The sequence below is a fragment of the Corynebacterium nuruki S6-4 genome, assembly GCF_007970465.1.
Lineage (GTDB): Bacteria > Actinomycetota > Actinomycetes > Mycobacteriales > Mycobacteriaceae > Corynebacterium > Corynebacterium nuruki.
The window spans coordinates 2,104,825-2,126,190 of sequence record NZ_CP042429.1; the positions used below are offsets into that span (position 1 = coordinate 2,104,825).

Below are 21,366 nucleotides of genomic sequence, written 5' to 3' on the forward strand. Positions count from 1 at the left end.
TCAGCGCTTCTTCTTGAAATTCCCGCGGATGTTCATGCCGCCGGGGAGCTTGATGGAGTAGGTGCCACGGGAGTTCACCGTCACGGGGCCGAAGCGCCGCGACATCGAGGCGCCGGAGCCCGAGTAGTTGATCCAGGAATCCTTGCCGGTCTTCTGGCGGTTGCGGAAGTATATGCCCATGGGTGGCAGGGTACCTGTCCGACGGGCACCATGGAGAGGCATGGACACTCCCCGCCCGTGGACCGACCTGCCCGACGATGCCGCCGAAGGTGCCGCCCCGGACCTGAAACTCGTGGTCCTGGACATGGACGGCACGCTGCTCGACGGCGACGACCGGGTCCCGGCCGCGTTCTGGGACCTGCTGCCGGTGATGCGGGAGCGGGGGATCATCGTCGTCCCGGCGTCCGGACGCCAGTACGCGACGCTGCGCGGCATGTTCGCCGACCACGGCATCACCACCTTCCTCGCCGAGAACGGCACGCTGGTGGTGCACGAGGGGTCGGTGGTCTCCACCTCGCCAGTGGACGGGGCGGCGGTGGACCGGATCATCGACATCACCCGCACCGCGGAGACCGACCGGAACATCGGGCTGGTGCTGTGCGGCCCGCGCGGCGCCTACGTGGAGCGGGAGGACGAGGCCTTCCTCGCCGAGGCAGGACGCTACTACGCGGAGCTGTCGGTGGTGCCGAACCTGCATGCGGTGCCCGAGGTGCATGAGGGTGGGGCGGGCACCGTGCTCAAATGTGCGGTCTACGACTTCGACTCGGCGGCGCAGGCCGCCCCGGCCCTGTTCACCGGTGGTGGCCCGGGCGTGGCCGACCTGCGGGAGGGGGCGGACGGCGCACCGGGGCACCAGGTGGTGGTCTCCGGGAAGAACTGGATCGACATCATGAACGCCACGGCGAACAAGGGGCGTGCCCTGCGCCAGCTGCAGATGTCGCTGGGCGTCCCGCGGTCGGCGACGGCGGTGTTCGGCGACTACCTCAACGACCTGGAGATGATGGCGGAGGGCGACTGGTCGTTCGCGATGGACAACGGGCATCCGGCGGTGCAGCGGGCGGCGAACTTCATCGCCCCGCGGAACACCGAGGAGGGTGTGGTGCAGGTGCTGCGCCGGCTGCTGGGGGTGTGAGCGGCTCAGCGCCATTGCGCGGTCTCCGGGTCCACCCCGAAGGCCCGCGCCCGGGCGTCGATCGACTGACGGAGCCACGTGGTGAGCCCCGGCGCGACCTTCTCGTAGTGCGCGGCGAAATCGGCGGCCGATCCGGCGCTGGCCTCATACATCCGCCCCAGGCATACCTGCATGGACACGCTGAGGGTGAAGTAGTCGGAGAAGACCTCCCGGTGTTCATCGACCAGGGCGTCCGCCACCTCGGAGCCGGGTTCCACGCCCGACCTCACCGCCTCGCCGAGGCGTTCCTCCAGGTCCTTCATGCGGGACTGGAGCATGGTCCACTGCTCCGGCGAACGCTGCGCCGACCGTTCGGCGTACTCGGCCCACTGGGTGGTGCCGCCCCATCTCCCGCGGGCCTGACGTGACCAATCAGGGTCCCAGTCGTCGCCGAAGATCTGCCGCTGCTGCGCGACGGTCAGCAGGACGCCGTTCTCGTGGGCCTCGATCATCCTGTCGATCCCGCGCTCCAGTTCCGCGAGGTGGGCGACCTTGTCGAGGATCCGCGTTTTCTGGTCGTTGAGGGACTGCACCGGGTCGGTGTCCGGGTCATCGAGGATCATGGCGATCTCGGGGAGCGGAACCCCCAGTTCGCGGTAGACCATGATCCGTTGGAGACGCCGCAGGTCGCCGGCGGTGTACCGGCGGTAGGCGTTTCCTCCGCGTTCTGACGGGGACGCCAGGCCGATGGCGTCCCAGTGGTGGAGCGTGCGCACGGTGACGCCCAGGGATTCGGCGGCCTCGCCGACGGTGATGCCGGGATCGTCCTGGTCACGCATCGTGCTCCCCCTCCGTCTGGTCCGGAGCGGTGATACCGATGTCTGCCAGGGTCGCCGCCTCCGCACTGTCCGGGTCGAGGGGTTTCGCCGCGGTCATGATGATCCGCACCCCGTCGGGAGCACATATCCGCAGGTCCCTCGTGTTCCACGGGGTGTCCTCCGGGTCAGCTGCGCAACCTGGGAGAACTGCCGTGCAGTGTTCCGCGATGCTGTCGATCTCGGTGAGTACGCAGGCGAAGCTGACTGTCACGCCCGGGGCCGGGGCATCCACGGTCTGCGATGCTCCATCTGCGACAAGAAGAACGTCCTGGAACGCCCACCGCCGCAAATGCACCATCACACCGGGGACGGAGAACAGGGTGAAGAAGCCGGGTCCCCGGTTCCAGAACTGTTCAGCGCGGTCGATGTCCCGCGTCCGGACCGTGATGAACATAGGCATACCGTAGATGCCCCGGTACAGGTCAGGCGCTGAGACTCCGGGGTGCGGAGCGGGTACCGGGCTGATCTCGAAAGCGTTGTAGTGGTCGGTCATGTCGCTCACTCTCGACCCTGACGTTACGTGAGGGTCAAGTCCGACGGCTGAAACGAGATCTGGCACAGTGTGTTCGCCGGTAGAACGGGGTTCCCGTCTTCACGACCGTCTGAATCCGCCCCCGGATGCAGACAGTCGTGACACCCACGGGTGGACGCCACGATCATGAGAGGGCAGGCTGCCGCCTTTGTTGTCCGCATCCACCGCGTACCAGATCCGCGCGGATCCTCGAACGGTCGGTTTGTACTGCCACCGTTGCCGTTCTGCTCCGTCGGAGTCCGGGTGAGGAAATCCCAGACGTTCGCCGCCGCATTGCGCTGAGTCGCCGTCAGATCCATCCACCCCTTCTCCGCTGACTGACTCGCGAAAACCACGAGGTATCCCGTTGACTTCAACGGGCAACCAACGGCCCCTCTTCTTCCCGATTCCCGTCCCCCATTCCGGCCGCTGCACCGGTGGCACGTCCCCGGCAAGATCGGATCATGGAGTTGCAACACCACCGCCCAGGAACGTCGCGTCCTCGGTCTCTACTATGCCGACCACGGGGTGACCGGAACGGTCCACGTCATGCGCAAGGGAAAGCCCGGATATTCCGAGGTCAAGGAGTTCCAGAAGGACATCTTCCCCCGGCAGGGCATTGTCGACACCAACCGCGGACAGGGCACGCCGGCTACAGGTCCTCGAGGTATTTTCCCCGGGCCTTCATCGCGTGGATGACCAACGTGTACCCGTCGTCGAAGATCATCGCGACCAGCTCCAGGACCCGGCCGGCCGGGTCGATGCCGAGCATCAACCACCGGCGGGGATTGTCCTCATCATCGAGTGGCCGGGAGGACAGCACATGGGTCGCCGCATAGATGACCGCATCGTCGGTGAGGCGGTCTCTCCGGTAGTGCTTCTGGGCCGAGCGATGCAGCGCCGGTCGATCAAACTCAGGCGGCATGGGGGTCGCGGGTCCCACCCCGGGTCCACTGGCGGATCGCCGTACGGATCGCCTCGGAGCGGGTGGTGATCCCCTCAGCCTTCGCCTTCTCGGTCAATGCGTCGATCGTCGCGGCGTCGAGGCGGACCGGAACCACGGTCCCCGGGCCGTCACCGACAGTCGGCCGACCCCGGCGGGGCGCAGGAAGGGTCGACAGGTCGTAGCCGGCCTCGGCCTCGTCGGCCCACGCCTGGATCTGCTCGTCAGTGACGGGCTTGCCGTGCAACAGGTGCTCACTCATAGCAATATCGTATACGTAAATACCGGAGAGTGGCAGGCCCCCGCACCAACCAGGCCTGACCACACACCCGGTAGACCACCCCCGTGCCGCAGGAACATACTTTCCTGTGCGATAGTGTGAGCCATGGCACAAGAATCGCCCAGAGTCTGCACAGAGGAGACCGCAGTCCCCACGGCGCCCCCCGCCGCGTCCACGCCCGCGGCAGCGTCCGGCCCCGCCCCCCGTGCGACCACCGGCCCCGCCGCGTGGTTCCGCGTCGCCCTCGGCATGTTCCTCGTCGCCGTCGGCGCGAACCTCTTCGCCCCGCTGCTGCCCGTCATGCGGGAGGTCCACGATCTCAGCCAGGCCCAGGTGAACTTCACCCTCGCCATCTACGTCCTCGGCCTCGTCCCCGCCCTCATGGTCGGCGGACCGATGTCGGACCGGAAAGGGCGCCGCGCCGCGGTCCGCCCCGCCCTCCTGTTCTCCATGGCCGGCACCGCCGTCACCCTGCTGGCCCACCTCGGCACCGGTGGTGCGGCCGGCCCCGTCCTGCTCGTCATCGGACGCCTCATCACCGGCATCGCGGTGGGACTGGTGCTCGCGGCCGGGGCGTCCTGGCTCAAGGAGGTCACCCCGGCCTCCGCCGGCGCGGGCGTCGCCGCCCGGCGCGCCACCGTCGCCACCTCCGCCGGTTTCGGCATGGGCCCGCTGGTCGCCGGCCCCGTCGCGGAGTGGATCCCCGGCCCGGACGTCACCACCCTGGTGGTGCACCTGGTGCTCGTGCTGGTCTGCACCCCGCTGATCTGGACCACCCCGGCCCCGCCGCCGCCCGCGCACGCCGTCGCCGCCGGGTCAGGCGGGACGCCGCGGCGTCCGGCACTGATCCCCGCCACCGCGCGGCAACCGAGGTTCCTCGCCTCGGTCGCCTCCTGGGCGCCGTGGGCGTTCGGCTGCGCCACGACCTCCTTCGCCGCCCTCGCCCCCGTCGCCGCGCAGGCCGTCGGCCCGAACGTGGCCTACACCGGCGTCATCGCCGGGATCACCATGCTCACCGGCGCGTTCGTCCAACCCTGGGTCGGACGCCACGCCGATTCCGGACGCGGCCCCCACCCCGCCGTGCTCGGACTGGGGGCGGCGACCGTCGGGATGCTGCTCGCGGTCCTGCTGTGCAGCCTCGCCCCCGGTACCGCCGCAGCCTGGGTGATGGTGCCCGCCGCGGTCGTCCTCGGTACCGCCTACGGCATCATGATGGTCTCCGGACTCCGCGAGGTGCAGCGCATCGCCCCGGCCGAGCAGCTCGGCGCGCTGACCGCCGTGTTCTACGCGCTGACCTACGTCGGCTTCTTCGTGCCCTTCGTCATCGCCCTGCTGGAGCCGCACACCGCCTATGTGCCGATCTTCGTCTTCGGCGCAGTGGTGACCGTCGCCTCGATCCCGCTGGTCATCGGCGCTACCCGCGGGACCCGTGGTCCGCAGGTCCGTCAGGACGGGTGACCAGGTGCGCCCCGATCACCCCGTGGAGCAGCTCCGGGGCGACCGGGGTGCCCTCCCGCAGCACCGACAGGGCGCCGGTGGGTTCCACGATCACGCACTGGACCTGGGCGGGGTCGGTCACCCCGGCGCGGCGCAGGGCGCTGGCGAGGTCGGTGCGGTGGACGTGCTGGCGGGCCATCGCGTCGGCGAGGACGCGGCCGTGGGCCATGATCACCACCGGCGGTGAGGTGACGGTGGTGTGCACCGCGCGCATCTTGCGCACCTGGCCGAAGATCACCTCCATGACCATGAGGGTGGTCAGGCCGATGACGCCGGCGGCCAGGGTGGGCGGGTGGCCGATGATCACACGGCCGGCGACGGCGCCGAACATGATGATGACCACCGCGTCGAACGTGGACCAGGCGGTGAGGATCCGGGTGCCGAACAGTCTGACGAGCACGAGGAAGGCCAGGTAGACACCCACCGCGCAGAGGATGACGACGGGGATGCGCCAGGCGGCGATGCCGAGGGAGTTCGCCAGGGCGCTGCCCCAGCCGCCGGGCGGGGATGCGGCCTGCCACGTGAGAGTCATGCTGTCCGTTCTACCGCGTGCGGTGCGCGGGGGCGGTGGGCGGTGGGCGGCGGCGCACAGTCACCGCAGTCAGCCACTGCACGCATCGCGCGACGTGGGGATGGTGGCACCGGCCCCGGACCAACCTCCCGTCGCGCGATGCGCACACGCCGGGGTCGTTCACCGGACGCCGGTCAGGTCGAGCGTCGCCGCCCGCTGGTTCTGCTCGATCGGGAGCGTGTTGTCGGTGACGATGATCCGGGAACCGTCCCAGTGGAAGGTCGCGGACCCGGGTTCCGACTCATTCACCACGGCCGGGGCGTCGGTGTAGAAGGCGTAGTTCACCCGAACAGTGCTGTCGTCGATGCGGTCGACCGAGTCGATGCGCCGGGCGAGGATCGGGGCGGGGTCGGTGACCAGCTGCCCGTCGGCGAACAGGGCGACGGTCTCACTCATGCTGCCGGTCGTGGCACCGTCTTCACTTGTGCCACGGTGCCCCTTCAACGTCACCCAGCTCAGTGGCATGCAGGGGTCGATGTCCTCTCCGCCGGCGGTGTAGTAGAAGTTGATGTCCGTGCTCTCCGGGCGGTCGGCGAACCGCACCGGGATGGGCTGGTCGCCGGTCAACGGGTTGCTGACAGGCGTGTTCCGGCAGGAAGTGTCTCCTCCTACCTCGCCCCCACCCTCGTCGGGAGCCGGGGACCGGCCGGTGTTCTGCGCCGGGGCGGTCGGATCGCCGGCCGGTTGCGTGACAGTCTGCGTCGCGGTCACCGTGGCGCCGGCACTGTCCCCGTCCGCCGGACTGTCGTCCTGTGAACAGCCCGCCAGCAGTGCGGTGGTGCAACCGAGGGCGACCAGTCCGGTGAGAGCGGGGCGCGGACCTGGCATGGAGCGGCTCATGCTCCCACCGCATCCGCGCGGGACAGCCAGCCGCTGCACGCATCGCGCGACGTGGGGATGGTGGCACCGGCCCCGGACCATCCTCCCGTCGCGCGATGCGCACACGCCGGGGTCGGTCACCGGACGCCGGTCAGGTCGAGGCCGGCACCCGCTGAGAGAAAGGACGGTCCCCTCACAACCACCCGTTGTCGCGGGCGGCCTGCACCGCCGCGTACCGGTTCGTGGTCCCCGTCTTGCCGATCACCGACGACAGATGGTTCCGCACCGTCCCGGGCGACAGGTGCAGCCGCGCGGCGACCGCCCGCACCGGCCCGCCGGGCTCCGCCGCCCGGCACACCTCCACCTCCCGGGCGGTCAGCGGGGAGGCCGGGGTGAACAGGGACTCCTCCGCCAGCGCCGGGTCCACGACCCGGAGCCCGGCGTGCACCCGTCGCACGGCCTCCGCGAGCTGGTCCGGTGGGGTGTCCTTGACGACGAACCCGCTCACCCCGGCGTCCAGCGCCCGTCGGAGGTAGCCGGGACGTCCGAAGGTGGTGACGATGACGGTCCGGCAGGTGGTCTCCCCCGCCGCCACCGCGTCGCTGACCTGTGCGGCGGCGTCGATACCGGTCATCCCGGGCATCTCGATGTCGAGCAGGGCGACGTCCACCCGGTGTTCCAGGACGGCATCACGTACCCCGTCACCCGACCCCTCCTGGGCGACGACGGTGATGTCCGGCTCCGTCCCCAGCAGGGCGGCCAGGGCACCGCGGACCAGGTCCTGGTCATCGGCGATGAGCACGCGGATCATGAGGGCTCTCCTGTCATGGTGACGGCCACGGTGGTGCCCGTGGCATCCGAGGTGACGGTGAGCGTACCTCCGGCGTCGGTGACCCGGGTACGCAGTTTCTGCAGCCCGTTGCCCGCCACACCGTCGAACCCGTGCCCGTCGTCGTGGACGCACACACTGTGCCCGGTGAGCTCGACGGTGCATCCAGTCGCGCCCGAGTGCCGCACCACGTTGGTCACCGCCTCACGCACCACCCAGGAGAACAGCCGGTCGTTCGGGCCCGCGCCGGCCGGGGACGCCTCCGGGACGGACGCCGCGATGCCCGCGGTCTCGAGCGCCCGGCGCGCGCCGGCCAGCTCCCCGGCCAGATCGGGCTGCCGTATCCGGGTGACGGTGGCGCGGACCTCGGCCAGTGCGGTCCGCGACAGGCCGGCGATCTGGGCGAGCTCCGCCTTCGCCGCCGCGGAGTCGGTGTCGACGAGCCGGGCGGCGAGTTCGGCTTTCAGGGTGACGACAGTGAGCGAGTGCCCCAGCAGGTCGTGGACGTCGACGGCCATGGCCTCGCGCTGGCGGGTCTGGTCGAGGTCATGGGCGAGCTGCTGTTCCCGTTCGGCACGGTGGGACGCCATGGCGATGAGGTACACGAGTACCGGGGAGACCAGCGTGGCGCCGAGGAATCCCGGCCAGTACGGTTCGCCGGCGATGAACACCGCCCAACTGGAGGCCACGGTGATCGCCGCCACCGGGGCGATACTGCGCGCCGGCGGCAGGGGCAAGGCCAGGTACGCGACGAGGAACGGCACCAGGTAGGCGGAGCCGATGCCGGTGGTCACCGCAGCGACGAGTGTGAGGGCGGCCAGCAGCGCCAGCCAGAACAGGTACCTGCCGCGGGTGGAGAACCGGGCCGGGGTGTGGGCCAGCACGCCGAACGCCACGGCGTAGACGGCCCCGAAGGCGATGAACGGCACCGTGCCGGCCACCTTCTGCCACCAGGGGTCGTCGCCGGTGAGCACGGTGGCCACCGGGACGACGAGGATGACGAACCACACCGAGGCCAGGAGGCTGGCGGTGGTGTCGAACCGGCGCACCGGCCCCGCCGACCCTGCCGTCACTGCCGACCCTGCCGTCACTGCCGCCCCCGTTCCCGGTGCTGCAGGGCGATCGCCGCGGTCACGAAGACCACGGTCCAGCCCGCGATGTTGAGCAGTGCCCACCACAGCGGGTCGGTGGTCGAGCCCTCGCCGAAGCTCACGGTCTGTTCACCGTGTCCCAGCGGCCAGTGCGCCAGCGCGCTGACGCCGTACAGCGGGGTGAACCGTCCGACGGTGAGCAGTCCCTCGGGCAGCGGCATGAACACGTTGCCGAGGAAGGCGAGGATGACGACGGAGGTGCTGGCGATGCTCACCGAGGTGTCGGTGGCGACGAGCAGTGACCAGATCATCCCGTAGAACCCGAACGGGACCGCACCAGCCACGCACAGCAGCGGGCACGCCAGCCACGCCCCGCCGGGCATGACCGCACCGGTGAGCGCCCCGACGGTGAAGACGGCGAGGACGGGCAGCACGGCGCGGACAAGGATCCCCGCGACGGTGGCGGCGGTCCGCTGGCCGGTGGTCAGCGGGGTGAGGGCGAGTTGTCTGCCCCAGCCGGTCTTGGTCTCGACGACGACGTTACCGGACGCCGCGACGGCCCCGGTGATTCCGGCGTACAGGGCCATGCCGATCATCACGGAGGCTTTCACGTTGCCGGAGCCGAAGGGTTCGGAGCCGTAGCCCATGGCGGCGCCGAAGACGAGGTAGAAGATGACCGGGAGGGCCATGGAGAAGAACAGCATCGCCCAGTCGCTGATGAGGCGCCGCAGGTCGAATCCGGTGAAGCGCAGGGTGCGCAGGACGGGGCCGGTGGCGGTGGTCATGACGGGTCCTTCCGGGTCAGCCGGAGGAACGTGTCCTCCAGGGTGTGCGCGGCGATGCGCAGGTCGCTGACCGCCGGGTCGGCGAGCAGGGTGCGGGCGCGGGCGTCGGACGCCGCGGCGTCCGGTACGTCCTCGGTGCGGGTGGCGCCGTCGCGGGTCCAGGTGAGGACGCGGCCGGCGTCGTACTCCCGCAGTTCGTCGGGGCTGGCGTCGGCGGTGATGCGGCCGTCGTCGACGAGGACGATGCGGCGGGCGAAGTTCTGCGCCTCTTCGAGGTAGTGGGTGGCGAAGACGACGGTGGTGCCGTCGGCGGCGCGGTCGGCCATCGTGTCCCAGAAGCGGTGGCGGGCGGTGGCGTCCATGCCGGCGGTCGGTTCGTCGAGGATGAGGAGTTCGGGGTCGCCGACCAGGGCGAGGGCGAAGCGGAGCCGCTGCTGCTCACCGCCGGAGCACTTCCCCACCCGGCGGTGGGCGATGGCGGTGAGGTCGGCGAGGCCCAGCAGGTCGTCGACCGGGCGCGGATGCGGGTAGGTCGAGGCGATCATGCGGACGGTGGTGGCGACGGTGAGGTCGGGCAGCAGGCCGCCGGACTGCATGACCGCGCCGATGCGCTGGTCGGCGACGGCGGCTGCCGGGGTGGTGCCGACGACGTCGACGGTGCCGGCCGTGGGTGTGGTGAGGCCGAGGATGAGGTCGATGAGGGTGGATTTTCCGGCGCCGTTGGGTCCGAGCAGGCCGACGATCTCGCCGCGGTGGACGGTGAGGTCGATGCCGTCGACGGCGCGCACGGTGCGGTCGCCGGCGCCGAAGTGCCTGTGCAGACCCGTGGCGCGGATGACGGTGGTGGGTGGGGCTGCTGTGGTGGACATACCTCCAGTCAACCGCTTTCACCGGCCCACCGAATCCCCCGCGCGTCACGGTTCACCCGTGACCTGTGTCAGGGGTGGGCGCGGAACCCCTCCTCGATCTGTTCGAGTGTGCGGTCCTTGGTCTCGGGCACGGTGCGGTGGAACCACACCACGGCGATGAGCTGCAGCACCACGAAGATGAGCAGTGTCGGCCCGAAGGACAGCACCGAGTCCGCGTACGGGAAGCCGAGGGCGACGATGAAGTTCACGGTCCACTGCACCCCGGCGGCCAGGCCCATCGCTTCACCGCGGACCCGCATCGGGAAGATCTCGGACATGAGCAGCCAGGTCATGGCGTTCACCGAGCCCTGCACGATGCCGACGAAGGCGACGATGGCGACGAGGATGACCCACTTCTTCGCGGGGTTGCCGTCGTCGGCGAGGATCGAGGTCAGCGACATGACCAGCAGCACCCCGGTGGTGCAGCAGAGTCCGACCGTCATCATCACGCGGCGCCGCACGTGCTGGTTGAGCACCAGTGACACGGCCATGCCGGCCACCCCGGCGACCCCGATGAGCAGGTTGACCATGAAGGCCGTGTCCCCCTCGAAGCCGGCGTCGGTGAGGATCGACACCCCGTAGTACTGGACGACGTTGATTCCGGAGATCTGGTTGATGACCGCCAGGCCGATGCCGATGACCATGATGCGGCGCAGCCACGGTTCGGCGAACAGGTCGCGGGCCGCGAGGCGGCGTCCGGTCGTCCCGGTCCGCCGGGCCTCCCGCCAGCGCGGCGACTCGGGCACGAACCGCATGCCGACCAGCAGACCGACGGCGGGGATGACGCAGGCGGCGAGCATCCAGCGCCACGTGCCGGGTTCCTCCCCGCCGCCCCCGCCGACGTTGGTGGCGATGACCGCGTTGACGGTGAACGCCATGAGCTGGCCGAAGACGACCATGAACTCGTTCTGGTTCACCACCCGGCCGCGCAGTCGGGTGGGCGCGAGTTCGGCGAGATAGATGGGGATGATGCCGGACGCCGCCCCGACCGCCAGCCCGAGCACCACCCGGAACAGGGCGAGCACCGGCCACGCCGGGGAGAGGACGGAGCCCAGGGAGCCGACGAGGAACACCGCGGCCACTCCGGTGACCGCGGTGCGGCGTCCGGTCCGGTCGGAGATCCGGCCGCCGTAGAGTGCGCCGAAGATCGCGCCGAACTGCACGGCGGAGGTGACGATCCCCTCCATGGCGGACGAGAGTCCGAGGTCCTTCGTCAGCGACGGCAGGGCACCGTTGATCACGCCGGTGTCGTAGCCGAAGAGCAGTCCGCCGAGGGTGAGGACGCTGATGACCGCCCAGAATTTCGCGGTCGGGTGGGCGGGCTGCGGGTCAGTGAGGGGGTGGGTCATTGCCCCCAGTTTACCGGCCCCGGACACCGGCCCCGGACACCGGCGACCGGCGGCATTTCCGGGGGCGGGCGCAAGAAATCTGCGGGGCGGTGTCGCCGCACATCAGCACCGGTATCCACCGTGGTGAACGACGGTCACTGTTTTGCGTCGGCCACGTGGCGTCCGGTAACCGTGGAAGAGTTCCCCGCACGACCGCGGACCCCGGCAGGTGACGCTGCCGACCGCGCGGCTGCGGGCTCGCCGCCGGGTATCCTCCCGCGGCGGGACGACAACACGGGAGGCAGACCATGCCCCGCACAACCAGACAGGTGCACGAGAAGGTCAGGGACGCCAAACTCCGCCGCTACCGGCGCCACGCGTCCAGCCTGCAGAAGCCGTACACCCCCGATGACGTCACCGTCGTCGACAAGCCCACCCTCAAGCGCGCCGCCGGCGGCGCCTCGCTGGGCAACATGATGGAGTGGTTCGACTACGGCGTGTACGGCTACCTGGCCGTCACCATGTCCACCGTCTTCTTCGACAATCTCCCCGAATCCCTCGCCCTCGTGGCGACGTTCGGCACGTTCGCGATCAGCTTCATCATCCGCCCGCTCGGCGGCATCGTCTTCGGCCCGCTCGGCGACAGGATCGGCCGGCAGTCCGTACTGGCCACCACGATGATCATGATGGCGATCGGCACGGTGTGCATCGGGCTGATCCCGGTGAGCCTCGTCCCCGGCTGGGCGGCGGTGCTGATGCTGATCGGCGCCCGGCTCATCCAGGGCTTCGCCGCCGGCGGTGAGTACGCCGGGGCGATGACCTTCACCGCCGAGTACGCCCCCGACAACCGGCGCGGCTACTGGGGATCCTTCCTGGATTCCGGCACCTACCTGGGCTTCGCGCTCGGTGCGGGCCTCGTCGCCCTGCTCAACGCGACCCTCGGCCAGGAGACCATGGAGGCCTGGGGCTGGCGGCTGCCGTTCTGGTGCGCCGGCATCCTCGGCGTGGTCGGCCTGTACCTGCGCCTGAAGCTCGAGGACTCGCCCGCTTTCCAGGAGGCCGTCGCCGAAGCGGAGGAGAAGGAGGACGCCGCCACCGCGGAGACCGGTGTGCAGAAGACCGGCCTGGTCTACCTGCTGAAGAACCACAAGCGCGAGATGCTGGTCCTGCTGGGCATCGTGGCGGTGTACAACGTGCTCAGTTACACGCTGACCTCGTTCATGAACACCTACCTCACCGAGTTCGCCGAGCACAAGACCACCGTCTTCGAGTCCGACATGCTGGTGCTCATCGCCATCGTGATCACCGTGGTCACCGCCCACCCGGTGGGACGCCTCTCCGACCGGATCGGACGCCGCCCGGTGCTCATCACCGCCGCGGTGGGCCTGGTGGTCATCGCGTTCCCCGTCTTCGCCATGCTGCAGTCCGGCAACATGGTGCTGATCTTCCTGGGCTGTGCGCTGCTGGCCCTGGACCTCGGCATCTTCGCCGGGCCGGTCGCCGCCACCCTGCCGGCGATCTTCCCGACCCGGACGCGGATGGCCGCGCTCGGCATCGGCTACAACCTGTCGGTCGCGGTGTTCGCCGGCACCACCCCGATGATCAACTCCGCGCTGATCCCGGTGTTCGGCACCTGGTGGCCGGCCGTGTGGCTGATCATCTTCGGCGTCGTCGGCCTGGTCTCGGTCCGGTTCCTGCCCGAGTCGGCCCGCCAGCCGATGATGGGCAACAGCCCGCAGGTGGAGAACCGGACGCAGGCCCTGCGCCTGTCCCGGACGGTGGAGGTGCTGCGCACCTCGATGCGCCGCCGCCGCAAGGACCGTGCGGACTACGACGAGTGGAATGAGCCGTGGGACCGTGGCCGGATGCCGGTGGGCAGCTACGACCCGCCGCAGCCGACCGCCCCGGCGTCCCCGTCGCCGATCGTGGTGCGCGACGGGAAGGCCGTGGACCGCGACCAGCTGTGGGCCGAGGAGGCCGCGCGGGTCGAGCGGGCAGAGAAGGCAGCCGAGAGGGCGGCCGAGAAGGCCGGAGCGCGGTAGCGGCGGCCACGTAGAGTCGGGGGATGCCCACCGACTCACCGCAGACGGCGTCCCGCGCCGACGACCTCCTCGCCGGTCCCCGCGGACGCCGCGTCCTGCTCGAATTCCTCACCGGGGTGGAACAGCCGACCGGCCCGGACGGTGGATTCCCGGTCTCCCGGGCTGTCCATACCGTCGCCGACGCCCTCGATCCGCAGCGGGACCGGCGCGCACGGTATGTCCGGTTCGTCCACGACGACGCTGCCGGTGACGACGGCGACGACAGTGACGGCTCCGGCGACACATCCGCTGCGCCGGAGACGTCAGAGACGCCCGGCACCCCCGAGGCCGTCGCCCGGCTCATCGGGGAGGTCCTCGCGGCCGGGCCACCGCTGCCCGACCCCGCCGCGGAGTCCCTCGACAGTGCTCTCGATCTGTCGGTCAGTGCGGCGATGTACTGGCAGGAACCCGACGGCTACGACGCACTCGCCGCACATCCCGCCGTCCGCGAGGCGCTCCGCCCCGTGGCGGAACACCTCGCCGCGTCACCGGTGACCGACTGGTGGTGGTCCACCCCGGACCTCACCGACCAGTGGTCGGTGAGCTGGGGTCGCAGCGACACCGACGCCGACCCGGTCCCCGACATCCCGCCGGAGAAGCGGGCGGCGAACCTGCGCGACTGGAGTGCGGAGACCCGGACGACCGAGCAGCGGCACGACACCGGCCCGGAGCGGCGTCGGGCACCGGAGGACGTCCCCGGTGGCAACTGGTGGTCGCTGCCGCTGTGGTGCGTCCCGACGTCGAGCCGTCGGTGGCCGGGTACGACCGGGCCGACGGATCCGGTGCAGGCACTGTTCATCGAGGACCGGTGGGAGGATGATTTCTCCGCCGGCCGGTTCACACCGCCGACAGGGTCCCGGATCCGGGAGATCACCGGTGCCGACGACTGGGCCGCACTGTGCCGGGAGTTCCCGCTGGAGGTGACCTGGTCCTACCGTGGCGTGTGGTACGAGGTGACCGGCCGGGATTCCCGGGAGGCGGGCCCCTGGCTCGTCCCGGACTGGTCGCAGGTCGCGCAGGAATGGGACGCCGTGCACCTCACCGTCGCCGGCTACCTGGCCGCGGCCACCCGGTGCATCCCGGTCCCCGGCGCCGCCGGCGCGGCCGGCTCAACCGGTCGAGTGGAGGCGGCGTCCGTCATCGGCGGGTGGGGGCCGGACGTGACCTACTGGCTGGTGTGAGAGTCCGGTCTCCCCTCTACTCCTCCCCCACCGCCACGCACCGCGGCTCGGGGACCGAGCCGGGGGTCAGGGCGTTGCGGACGAGGTCGATGACCCGCGGCGATGCGGTCATCCCGTGCGGCGACCGGTCGATCTCGCAGCCGTCCTGCAGGGTGATGTTGTCGACGGTCGCCCCCGGGCCCGCCGTGAGGAACGTGGCCTCGTAGGGCGTGCTGGTCGTGTCGTACCGGGTGCCGATGACCGTGTAGTCGATGCCGGGCACCGTGTCCCCGTCGGCGTTGAGGTCCTCAAGCAGCGGCGACCCGTAGATCTGCTGGACGCCCGCCTCCCCGACGATGTAGTCGAGCGTCGGGTCGAGGTCCACGCCGTACCCGCCGATCTGCCGGTCGAGGGTGCCGAGGCCGTTCATCGTGGTGCCGTGATTGGTGGCCCCCAGGGTGACGACGTTCTGTGCCTTCTCCGCCCCGGCGTGGTACTTCAGCCAGTGCCGGATGAGCAGTCCACCCTGTGAGTGGCCGACGAGGTCGACGGTGTCTGCACCCGTGGCACCGAGGACGGCGTCCACGTAGTCGTCGAGTTCGACCGACGATGCGGCGATGTCCTTCGTCGCGTAGGTGCCGGGGTCGGTCGACCGGTACCCGCCCTTGGTCGCGAGGTCCGCTTCCCCGTAGTTCAGGGCGAAGACACAGTAGCCGTCGGCGGCGAGCTCCGGCGCCATGTCCTTCCAGATGTCGTAGGCGTTCCCCCAGGTACCGTGCACGAGGACGACGGGGCGCGGGTGCTCCGCGGTGGGCCGGCAGTCCCAGTCGTTGGCGCCGGGCGGTGTGGCCCGCGGGTCAGCAGCCGCATCAGTGGCCGGGTCCCCTGGCACGGTGCTGTCCTGCGGCGCCGGCACCGCAGGGTAGTCCGGGCCGGGGACACCGACGGCGGCGAGCGGGGCATCCGGCGCGGCGACCGCCTGCGGCGCCGCGAGCGCCGCCCCGAGAGCCAGCGCGGACGCCGTGAGCAGGACATTCGTTTTCCTCATGAACATGCTCAGATGCTAGCAGTCCCCCGGACAGCGACGGCGGGCAACCCGCGATGAGCCGCCGGCGGTCGGTTACCCCGCGATGAGCTGGTTGACCAGGTGGACGACCGGGGCCGGGGCGAACCGGGCGGACAGCCGCAGGGCCAGGTCCGGGAAGGACACGGAGTAGTCCTGGCGCTGCCGCTCGAACCAGTTCCTCGGGTGGACGGCCTTCCACACCGCGTCGGCGACATCCTCGGTCCTGATCCGCACACCGAGGCGCTTGGTGGACTTCGCCTCCACGTCGGCGAGTTTGGTCTTCACCCACAGCGGCATGAGGTTGACCACCCGGATGTCGTCCTTGCGCCACTCCAGGCTCATGGCCTGGGTGAAGCCGTGGACGTAGAACTTCGAGGCGGAGTACGGGGTGATGTGCGGCTGGCCGTAGATGCCGGACGCCGAGCCCATGGACAGCATGTGCGCGCCCCGGGTGGCCTTGAGGTAGGGGTAGGCGGCCTTCGCGCCGAAGGTCACACCGGTGCAGTTGATCTCGATCTGCTTGGCGATCAGCCCCTCGGCCTGCTCGGCGATGTCGAGGTCACCGATGATGCCGGCGTTGTTGTCCAGCACGTCGAGCGTGCCGCCGGTGTGGGAGGTGAAGTCGGCGAGTGCCTCGACCCAGTTGCCGTAGTCGGTGACATCGAGCGTACCGGTGACGATGCCGGGGGCGTCCGCGGCGAGCCTGGTCAGCCCGGCCTCGTCGATGTCGTAGGCGCCGACGAGCCAGCCGGCGTTGTAGAACTTGAGGGCGACTTCGCGGCCGATGCCCGCGGCGCCGCCGGAGATGAAGATGCTCTTCTGTGTGGTCATGGGGGCCAAGCTACCTCGCGCCGGCCGATCGCGTCTACATTTATCGGTTTTTTCTAAAAAAAGTTAGCCTTCGCTGATATCACGTCCCTGAACTGCTAATTTCCCTGAGCGCCGCCGGCGGCGGACGCTACAGCGAGGAACCCGGGATGAGCTGGTCGGGCAGCGGCTGCGCGTTCTCCGAGATCCAGCCGAACGGACCGCTGAGCCCCTCGGTGGGCTCCTCCGTGCCTGCGCCCATGACCGGCGAGTTCGGGGTGCAGCGCGGCGACTCGACCGACCCGGGCGTCAGCGCGTTCTTCACCAGGTCGATGACCCGCGGCGAGTAGACCATCGAGATGTGGTCGGAATGGTCGATGTCGCAGCCGTCCTGGACGGTGATGTTGTCGACGGTGGCGTCCGGCCCGGCGGTGAGGAAGGTCGAGGAGTACGGGGTGGTGACCTCGTCATACTTTGTGCCGATCACGGTGTACTTCCCGCCCGGGACCGTGTCGCCACCGGCGTTGAGCCCGTTGAGCAGCGGCGATCCGTAGACCTGCTGCATCCCGGATTCGCCGACGACGTAGTCGAGCACCGGATCGAGGTTCAGGCCCAGCCGCGCGATGAATCGGTCGAGGTTGCCGATGCCGGACAGCGTGGTGCCGTGGTTCGTCGCCCCCAGCGTGACGGTCGTGTCGACCTTGTCCGCACCGCCGTTGAAGGCGAGGTACTGGCGGGCGAGCAGACCACCCTGCGAGTGACCGACGAGATCGACCTTGGCCGCGCCGGTGGCACCGAGCACCGCATCGACGTAGTCGGAGATCTCACCGGCCGATTCGGCGATGTCCTTCGTCGCGAAGGCGTTCGGCAGCAGTGACCCGGCACCGCCCTTGGTCGGCGGGTCCGCCACCCCGAAGTTCGGGGTGAACACGCAGTACCCCTCGTCCTTGAGCGCCGGGGCCAGTCCGGACCAGTTGTCGTAGGCGTTCTCCCAGGTGCCGTGCACGAGGACCACCGGCTCCGGGTGCTCCGCCGACGGGACGCAGCCCCAGTCGTCGGCGCCGACCGGGGCCAGGCGCGGGTTGCTGAAGGACTGGACGAAGGCGTCGACGAAGTCGGACGCCCCGGGGCCGTTGCCGGTGGTGCTGTCCTGCGGGACGGGGACGCCCGGATAGGCGGGGCCGGGGATTCCCACGGACCCGAGCGGGGCGTCCGGTGCGGCGGCGGCCTGCGGGAGTTGGGCGACACCGGCCGCCAGTCCGGCGGCGGCGGTGAGTGCCAGGGTGGCTGATGTCATTTTCCTCGTGAACATGGTCACCGACTGTAGCAGTGATGCAGCTCACACCACCGCGTTTTCGACGATGACCCGGATTTTCCGACGGTCAGCCGCGGAAGACGGTCCCCCGCGCCTCGAGCAGGTCCTTCAGCCGGGTCGGATAGTCGGTGATGATGCCGTCCGCGCCGGCATCGAGGTAGCGGGTCATCTCGTCGACGTCGTTGACCGTCCACGGCAGCACCCGGAATCCTGCGGCGTGTGCCCGGTCCACGAAGCCGGCGACATCACCGCCGTCGCCGTTGCCGTCCAGCCACGGATTGTCGGTCCCGGACTCGGGACTGAGGATCTCCACACCGAGCTGCTCCGCGGCGGCGATGACGTCGCCGCCGACCCCGTCGTAGTCCACCGGGCCGAGGAACGGCGAGCCGGAGGCCCAGGTCGAATCATCGAACAGGGCGGACAGCGGGACCTGCGGGGCCCGCTCGCGCACCAGCGGGAGCGTCGCCCAGTCGAAGGACTGCACGGTGATGCGGTCGGTGGTGCCGGCGGCGTCCGCGGCGTCCAGGATCGTGTCGACGAACTGCTGCGGGTCGGCGGAACGCTCCGGGTGATCGGCCTCGACCTTCGTCTCGATGTCGAACCGGACCTGCGGATCCCGCGCGGCCAGGTCGAAGACGTCGGAGAGCTGCAGGATGCGGTTGCCGCCGGCGGGTTCGGCGTCCGGGAAGTCCGCGAGCTTCCTGTCGCAGGTCAGGGTCTGGATCTGGTCCCAGGTGAGGTCATGGACGTCCTTGCCGACATAGGGGAACTGCGGGTCGTCCGGGGTCGCCGGCGCGGTGTCCGTGCACTTGTCCGCCTGGATCGAAGGATCGTGCCAGACCAGCGGCACACCGTCGCGGGTGATGTGGATGTCGAGCTCCAGGGTGGTGACCCCGAGGTCCAGGGCGTGCTCGAAGGCGGTGCGGGATTCCTCGGTGTGCTCACCGCGTCCACCACGGTGGGCCTGCAGGTCGAAGGTGGTGGGGAGGTTGTCGGCGGCGGTGGAGGAGCCGGGCAGGCCGGGCAGCGAACCGGTGATGCTGCCTACGGAACCTGCAGAACCGGTGGAGGAGCCGGGCACGTCGGTGGCGGTGGCGGCGGGGGCCGAGGCGAGGAGAGCGGACGCAGCCAACGCGGCGGAGAGGACGGCGGTGGAGAGGTGACGGGTGAGGGTTGTCATGCCGGGGACGTTAACGGTCCCCGCACCGGCTGTCTGTGCATGTCAGCGCTTGTCAGTGTCTGTGCACCGGATGTTCACCGGGGACCCGGGAGGATTCATCTGCGGGTCAACTACGGTCCATGCCGCGCGACCATAGTTTCCGGCATTCAGCAACGTTGCAGTGGCCTCGCCGGACGCCTGTATTCGACCGTCCGCCACCGAGAGAAGAGGTCATGAGCAGCACCACCGACAGGGCCTCCCAGGCCTCCAGATCCTGGAGATAGCCCGGTGAGAATGACCAGTTTGTCGTCCACCGGATCATGGGCGACGTCCTCAAGCACCGGTGAGCGGTAGCCGAGATCGTAACGGTCCCTGTCCCGGAGCATCCTGTGGGACGCCGTCCACCCCGTCGATGGCGTCTTCATGACCGGTACCAGCCACCAGGGATTGGATTCGCGGAGCACCGCACCTATCTGATCATCGCGCATACCTGCGACAATGCCTTTCGGACGCTGTACAGAAGGGGGGTCTGGAGAGTTCGACACTGTACAGACCCGGGGGTACGACCCACCACGGCTGGTCAGCATCCGACGCAGCGTGCGGCTCAGGACCCCGACACCAGACCGAAGGCGGGGGCGCTGCCCTCGGTGCTCCCGGCGGTACCTGCCCCGACGAGCGGTGAGTTCGGGGTGCAGCGCGGCGCCCCCACCGACCCCGGCGTCAGCGCGTTGCGGACCAGGCCGGTGACCCAGCTCAGTGCCGGATCAAGGTCCGGACCGGAGGTGCTGATCTCCCGGCCCAGGGTGCCGATACCGCCCATCGTCGTGCCGCGGCTCGTCGCACCGAGGGTGACGACCTCGGCGGGCACCGGAGCGTCGTCAGTCACCGAGGTCTTCCCGCAGGTTCTCGCGGAAGGTCGCGCCGGAGTAGTCCCGGCGCAACCGACCACGCTCCTGCAGGACCGGCACCACACCGTCGACGAAGGAGTCGAGCCCGGCGGGCAGGGTCGGCGGCATGAGGTTGAAGCCGTCGGCCGCCCCCTCGTCGATCCAGCGCTCCATCTCGTCGGCGATCTGCGCCGGGGTGCCGAGGAAGGTCGCGTGGCCCCCGCCGGCGGCGAGGTAGCCGAGCAGTTCACGGAGGGTGGGCCGGCAGTCCGCACCGCAGCCGGAACCGCGCGTTCCGGCGGTGGCGATGATGTGCAGCACGGTGGCGTAGATCCCGCGGGAACCCTGGACCTCGTCGATGCCCGGCAGGTCGGGCACCGGCGCGTCGAGCTCCCAGTCCGAGACGTCCCGGCCGATGAGCTGCGACAGGCCGCGCAGGGCGTCCTGTTCGGGCAGCAGGGCAGTCAGCTCGCGCTGCCGGGCGTGCGCCTCCTCCTCGGTCGCACCGACATAGGTGACGAGGCCCGGCAGGACGAGGATGTCGTCGGGATTGCGGCCGTAGGCCTCGGCGCGGGCGCGGACGTCGGCGCGGAAGGCCTTGGCCGTGTCGATGTCCCAGGCGACGGTGAAAATGGCGTCCGCGCACCGGGCCGCGAGATCCCGGCCGGGTTCGGAGGCGCCGGCCTGGAACAGGACCGGACGCCCCTGCGGCGACTGCGGGATGTTGAGGGGGCCGTCCACGTCGAACCAGCGGTCATGGTGGCCGATGCGGTGCAGCTTGCCGGGGTCGGCGTAGAGACCGGCACGGTCGGCGACGGTGGCGTCCGCCGGCCAGGAATCCCACAGGTCGTTGAGGGTGCCGATGAACTCCCCGGCGCGGGCGTAGCGGGCGGCGTGGTTCGGCAGCTTGTCCATGCCGTGGTTGCGCGCCTCTTCGTCGGTCTGCGAGGTGACGATGTTGAGGCCGGCGCGGCCACCGGAGATGTGGTCGATGCTGGCGGCGATGCGCGCGGCGTGGAACGGGTCCCAGAAGGTCGAGGAGACGGTGGAGACCAGGCCGAGGTCGGTGGTGGCCCCGGCGAGCGCCGCGAGGGTGGTCAGCGGTTCGAGATACCAGGTGGGGCCGTCGGCGACGCGGCCGAGACCGGCGGACTGGCCGTCGCCGAGGAAGATCGCGTCGAGGCGTCCCCGCTCGGCGGTGCGGGCCAGGTCGCTCCAGTAGCTGATGTCACCCAGCCTGTCGACGGCGGAGTCCGCTGCCCGCCAGGCGGCGGCGTGGTGTCCGCATGCGTAGGCGAAGAGGTTGAGGTGCATGGTGCGCATGCGTCTCAGCCTATATG

Annotated in this window: 22 protein-coding genes; 4 read left to right on the forward strand and 18 right to left on the reverse strand. The window is 70.1% G+C overall.

From position 1 onward, the window contains the following. Complete coding sequence (locus FSW06_RS09405) at positions 1-180, reverse strand: DUF4236 domain-containing protein (RefSeq protein WP_010122665.1); 180 nt, start codon at positions 178-180, stop codon at positions 1-3. 40 nt (positions 181-220) lie between these two features. Here FSW06_RS09405 and FSW06_RS09410 point away from each other — a divergent pair, with 40 nt between their 5' ends. Then, positions 221-1,132 (forward strand): HAD family hydrolase, encoded by a 912-nt coding sequence (locus FSW06_RS09410; RefSeq protein WP_010122664.1) that lies wholly within the window; start codon positions 221-223, stop codon positions 1,130-1,132. A 5-nt stretch (positions 1,133-1,137) separates the two neighbouring features. On the opposite strand, the gene FSW06_RS09415 is transcribed toward FSW06_RS09410, so the two are convergent. The 4 genes from FSW06_RS09415 to FSW06_RS09435 all read right to left on the reverse strand — a co-directional run bounded on the left by FSW06_RS09415 (position 1,138) and on the right by FSW06_RS09435 (position 3,705). Continuing rightward, entirely contained in the window at positions 1,138-1,950 is an 813-nt protein-coding gene (locus FSW06_RS09415; RefSeq protein ID WP_010122663.1) for a MerR family transcriptional regulator, read from the reverse strand. After that, on the reverse strand, positions 1,943-2,482 hold the full coding sequence (locus tag FSW06_RS09420) for a glycosyl transferase (RefSeq protein ID WP_010122662.1): 540 nt from the start codon (positions 2,480-2,482) through the stop codon (positions 1,943-1,945). Before FSW06_RS09420 ends, FSW06_RS09415 begins: the two co-directional genes overlap by 8 nt. A 670-nt stretch (positions 2,483-3,152) precedes the next feature. Continuing rightward, entirely contained in the window at positions 3,153-3,425 is a 273-nt protein-coding gene (locus FSW06_RS09430; protein WP_010122661.1) for a hypothetical protein, read from the reverse strand. Next, positions 3,415-3,705, reverse strand: coding sequence for a ribbon-helix-helix domain-containing protein (locus FSW06_RS09435; protein WP_010122659.1), 291 nt, complete (start codon positions 3,703-3,705; stop codon positions 3,415-3,417). Before FSW06_RS09435 ends, FSW06_RS09430 begins: the two co-directional genes overlap by 11 nt. Before the next feature lie 123 nt (positions 3,706-3,828). Between FSW06_RS09435 and FSW06_RS09440 the strand changes: the two genes are divergently transcribed. After that, positions 3,829-5,181 carry an MFS transporter gene (locus tag FSW06_RS09440; RefSeq protein ID WP_139024608.1) on the forward strand — a complete coding sequence of 451 codons (1,353 nt, stop codon included), beginning with the start codon at positions 3,829-3,831 and terminating at the stop codon, positions 5,179-5,181. Here the strand turns inward: FSW06_RS09440 and FSW06_RS09445 are convergent. From FSW06_RS09445 to FSW06_RS09475, 7 genes are all read right to left on the reverse strand, one after another. Continuing rightward, the gene (locus FSW06_RS09445) at positions 5,138-5,752 is read right to left on the reverse strand and encodes a DUF421 domain-containing protein (protein ID WP_010122655.1); all 615 of its coding nucleotides are present in this window, start codon (positions 5,750-5,752) and stop codon (positions 5,138-5,140) included. The genes FSW06_RS09440 and FSW06_RS09445 overlap by 44 nt on opposite strands. Positions 5,753-5,911: 159 nt before the next feature. After that, the gene (locus tag FSW06_RS09450; RefSeq protein ID WP_010122654.1) at positions 5,912-6,631 is read right to left on the reverse strand and encodes an LppP/LprE family lipoprotein; all 720 of its coding nucleotides are present in this window, start codon (positions 6,629-6,631) and stop codon (positions 5,912-5,914) included. Between the two features lie 172 nt (positions 6,632-6,803). Next, positions 6,804-7,421, reverse strand: a complete 618-nt coding sequence (locus FSW06_RS09455; RefSeq protein ID WP_010122652.1) for a response regulator transcription factor — start codon at positions 7,419-7,421, stop codon at positions 6,804-6,806. Continuing rightward, the gene (locus FSW06_RS09460) at positions 7,418-8,488 is read right to left on the reverse strand and encodes a sensor histidine kinase (protein ID WP_010122649.1); all 1,071 of its coding nucleotides are present in this window, start codon (positions 8,486-8,488) and stop codon (positions 7,418-7,420) included. Before FSW06_RS09460 ends, FSW06_RS09455 begins: the two co-directional genes overlap by 4 nt. A 38-nt stretch (positions 8,489-8,526) precedes the next feature. Next, the gene (locus FSW06_RS09465; protein ID WP_010122647.1) at positions 8,527-9,315 is read right to left on the reverse strand and encodes an ABC transporter permease; all 789 of its coding nucleotides are present in this window, start codon (positions 9,313-9,315) and stop codon (positions 8,527-8,529) included. After that, positions 9,312-10,184 (reverse strand): ABC transporter ATP-binding protein, encoded by an 873-nt coding sequence (locus tag FSW06_RS09470; protein WP_010122645.1) that lies wholly within the window; start codon positions 10,182-10,184, stop codon positions 9,312-9,314. The genes FSW06_RS09465 and FSW06_RS09470 overlap by 4 nt, the downstream gene beginning before the upstream one ends. 68 nt (positions 10,185-10,252) lie before the next feature. Then, on the reverse strand, positions 10,253-11,572 hold the full coding sequence (locus tag FSW06_RS09475) for an MFS transporter (protein ID WP_010122643.1): 1,320 nt from the start codon (positions 11,570-11,572) through the stop codon (positions 10,253-10,255). A gap of 287 nt (positions 11,573-11,859) precedes the next feature. On the opposite strand from FSW06_RS09475, the gene FSW06_RS09480 reads away from it, so the two are divergent. Together FSW06_RS09480 and FSW06_RS09485 are read left to right on the forward strand one after the other, a co-directional pair. Continuing rightward, positions 11,860-13,593 carry an MFS transporter gene (locus FSW06_RS09480; RefSeq protein WP_010122642.1) on the forward strand — a complete coding sequence of 578 codons (1,734 nt, stop codon included), beginning with the start codon at positions 11,860-11,862 and terminating at the stop codon, positions 13,591-13,593. A 23-nt stretch (positions 13,594-13,616) separates the two neighbouring features. Then, positions 13,617-14,813: a hypothetical protein gene (locus FSW06_RS09485; RefSeq protein ID WP_010122640.1), complete on the forward strand. Its 1,197-nt coding sequence runs from the start codon at positions 13,617-13,619 to the stop codon at positions 14,811-14,813. Between the two features lie 16 nt (positions 14,814-14,829). Here FSW06_RS09485 and FSW06_RS09490 read toward each other — a convergent pair whose 3' ends face one another. The 6 genes from FSW06_RS09490 to FSW06_RS09515 form a co-directional block, all read right to left on the reverse strand. Next, entirely contained in the window at positions 14,830-15,840 is a 1,011-nt protein-coding gene (locus FSW06_RS09490; protein WP_238526023.1) for an esterase/lipase family protein, read from the reverse strand. 72 nt (positions 15,841-15,912) lie between these two features. Further along, positions 15,913-16,689 carry an SDR family oxidoreductase gene (locus FSW06_RS09495; RefSeq protein ID WP_010122636.1) on the reverse strand — a complete coding sequence of 259 codons (777 nt, stop codon included), beginning with the start codon at positions 16,687-16,689 and terminating at the stop codon, positions 15,913-15,915. A gap of 127 nt (positions 16,690-16,816) precedes the next feature. Beyond that, complete coding sequence (locus FSW06_RS09500; RefSeq protein WP_139024607.1) at positions 16,817-17,977, reverse strand: esterase/lipase family protein; 1,161 nt, start codon at positions 17,975-17,977, stop codon at positions 16,817-16,819. 70 nt (positions 17,978-18,047) lie between these two features. Beyond that, on the reverse strand, positions 18,048-19,160 hold the full coding sequence (locus tag FSW06_RS09505; RefSeq protein WP_010122632.1) for a glycerophosphodiester phosphodiesterase family protein: 1,113 nt from the start codon (positions 19,158-19,160) through the stop codon (positions 18,048-18,050). Between the two features lie 583 nt (positions 19,161-19,743). Then, on the reverse strand, positions 19,744-20,025 hold the full coding sequence (locus FSW06_RS09510; RefSeq protein ID WP_010122630.1) for a hypothetical protein: 282 nt from the start codon (positions 20,023-20,025) through the stop codon (positions 19,744-19,746). Further along, positions 20,018-21,349 carry an LLM class flavin-dependent oxidoreductase gene (locus FSW06_RS09515; protein WP_010122628.1) on the reverse strand — a complete coding sequence of 444 codons (1,332 nt, stop codon included), beginning with the start codon at positions 21,347-21,349 and terminating at the stop codon, positions 20,018-20,020. Before FSW06_RS09515 ends, FSW06_RS09510 begins: the two co-directional genes overlap by 8 nt. Positions 21,350-21,366 lie beyond the last annotated feature (17 nt).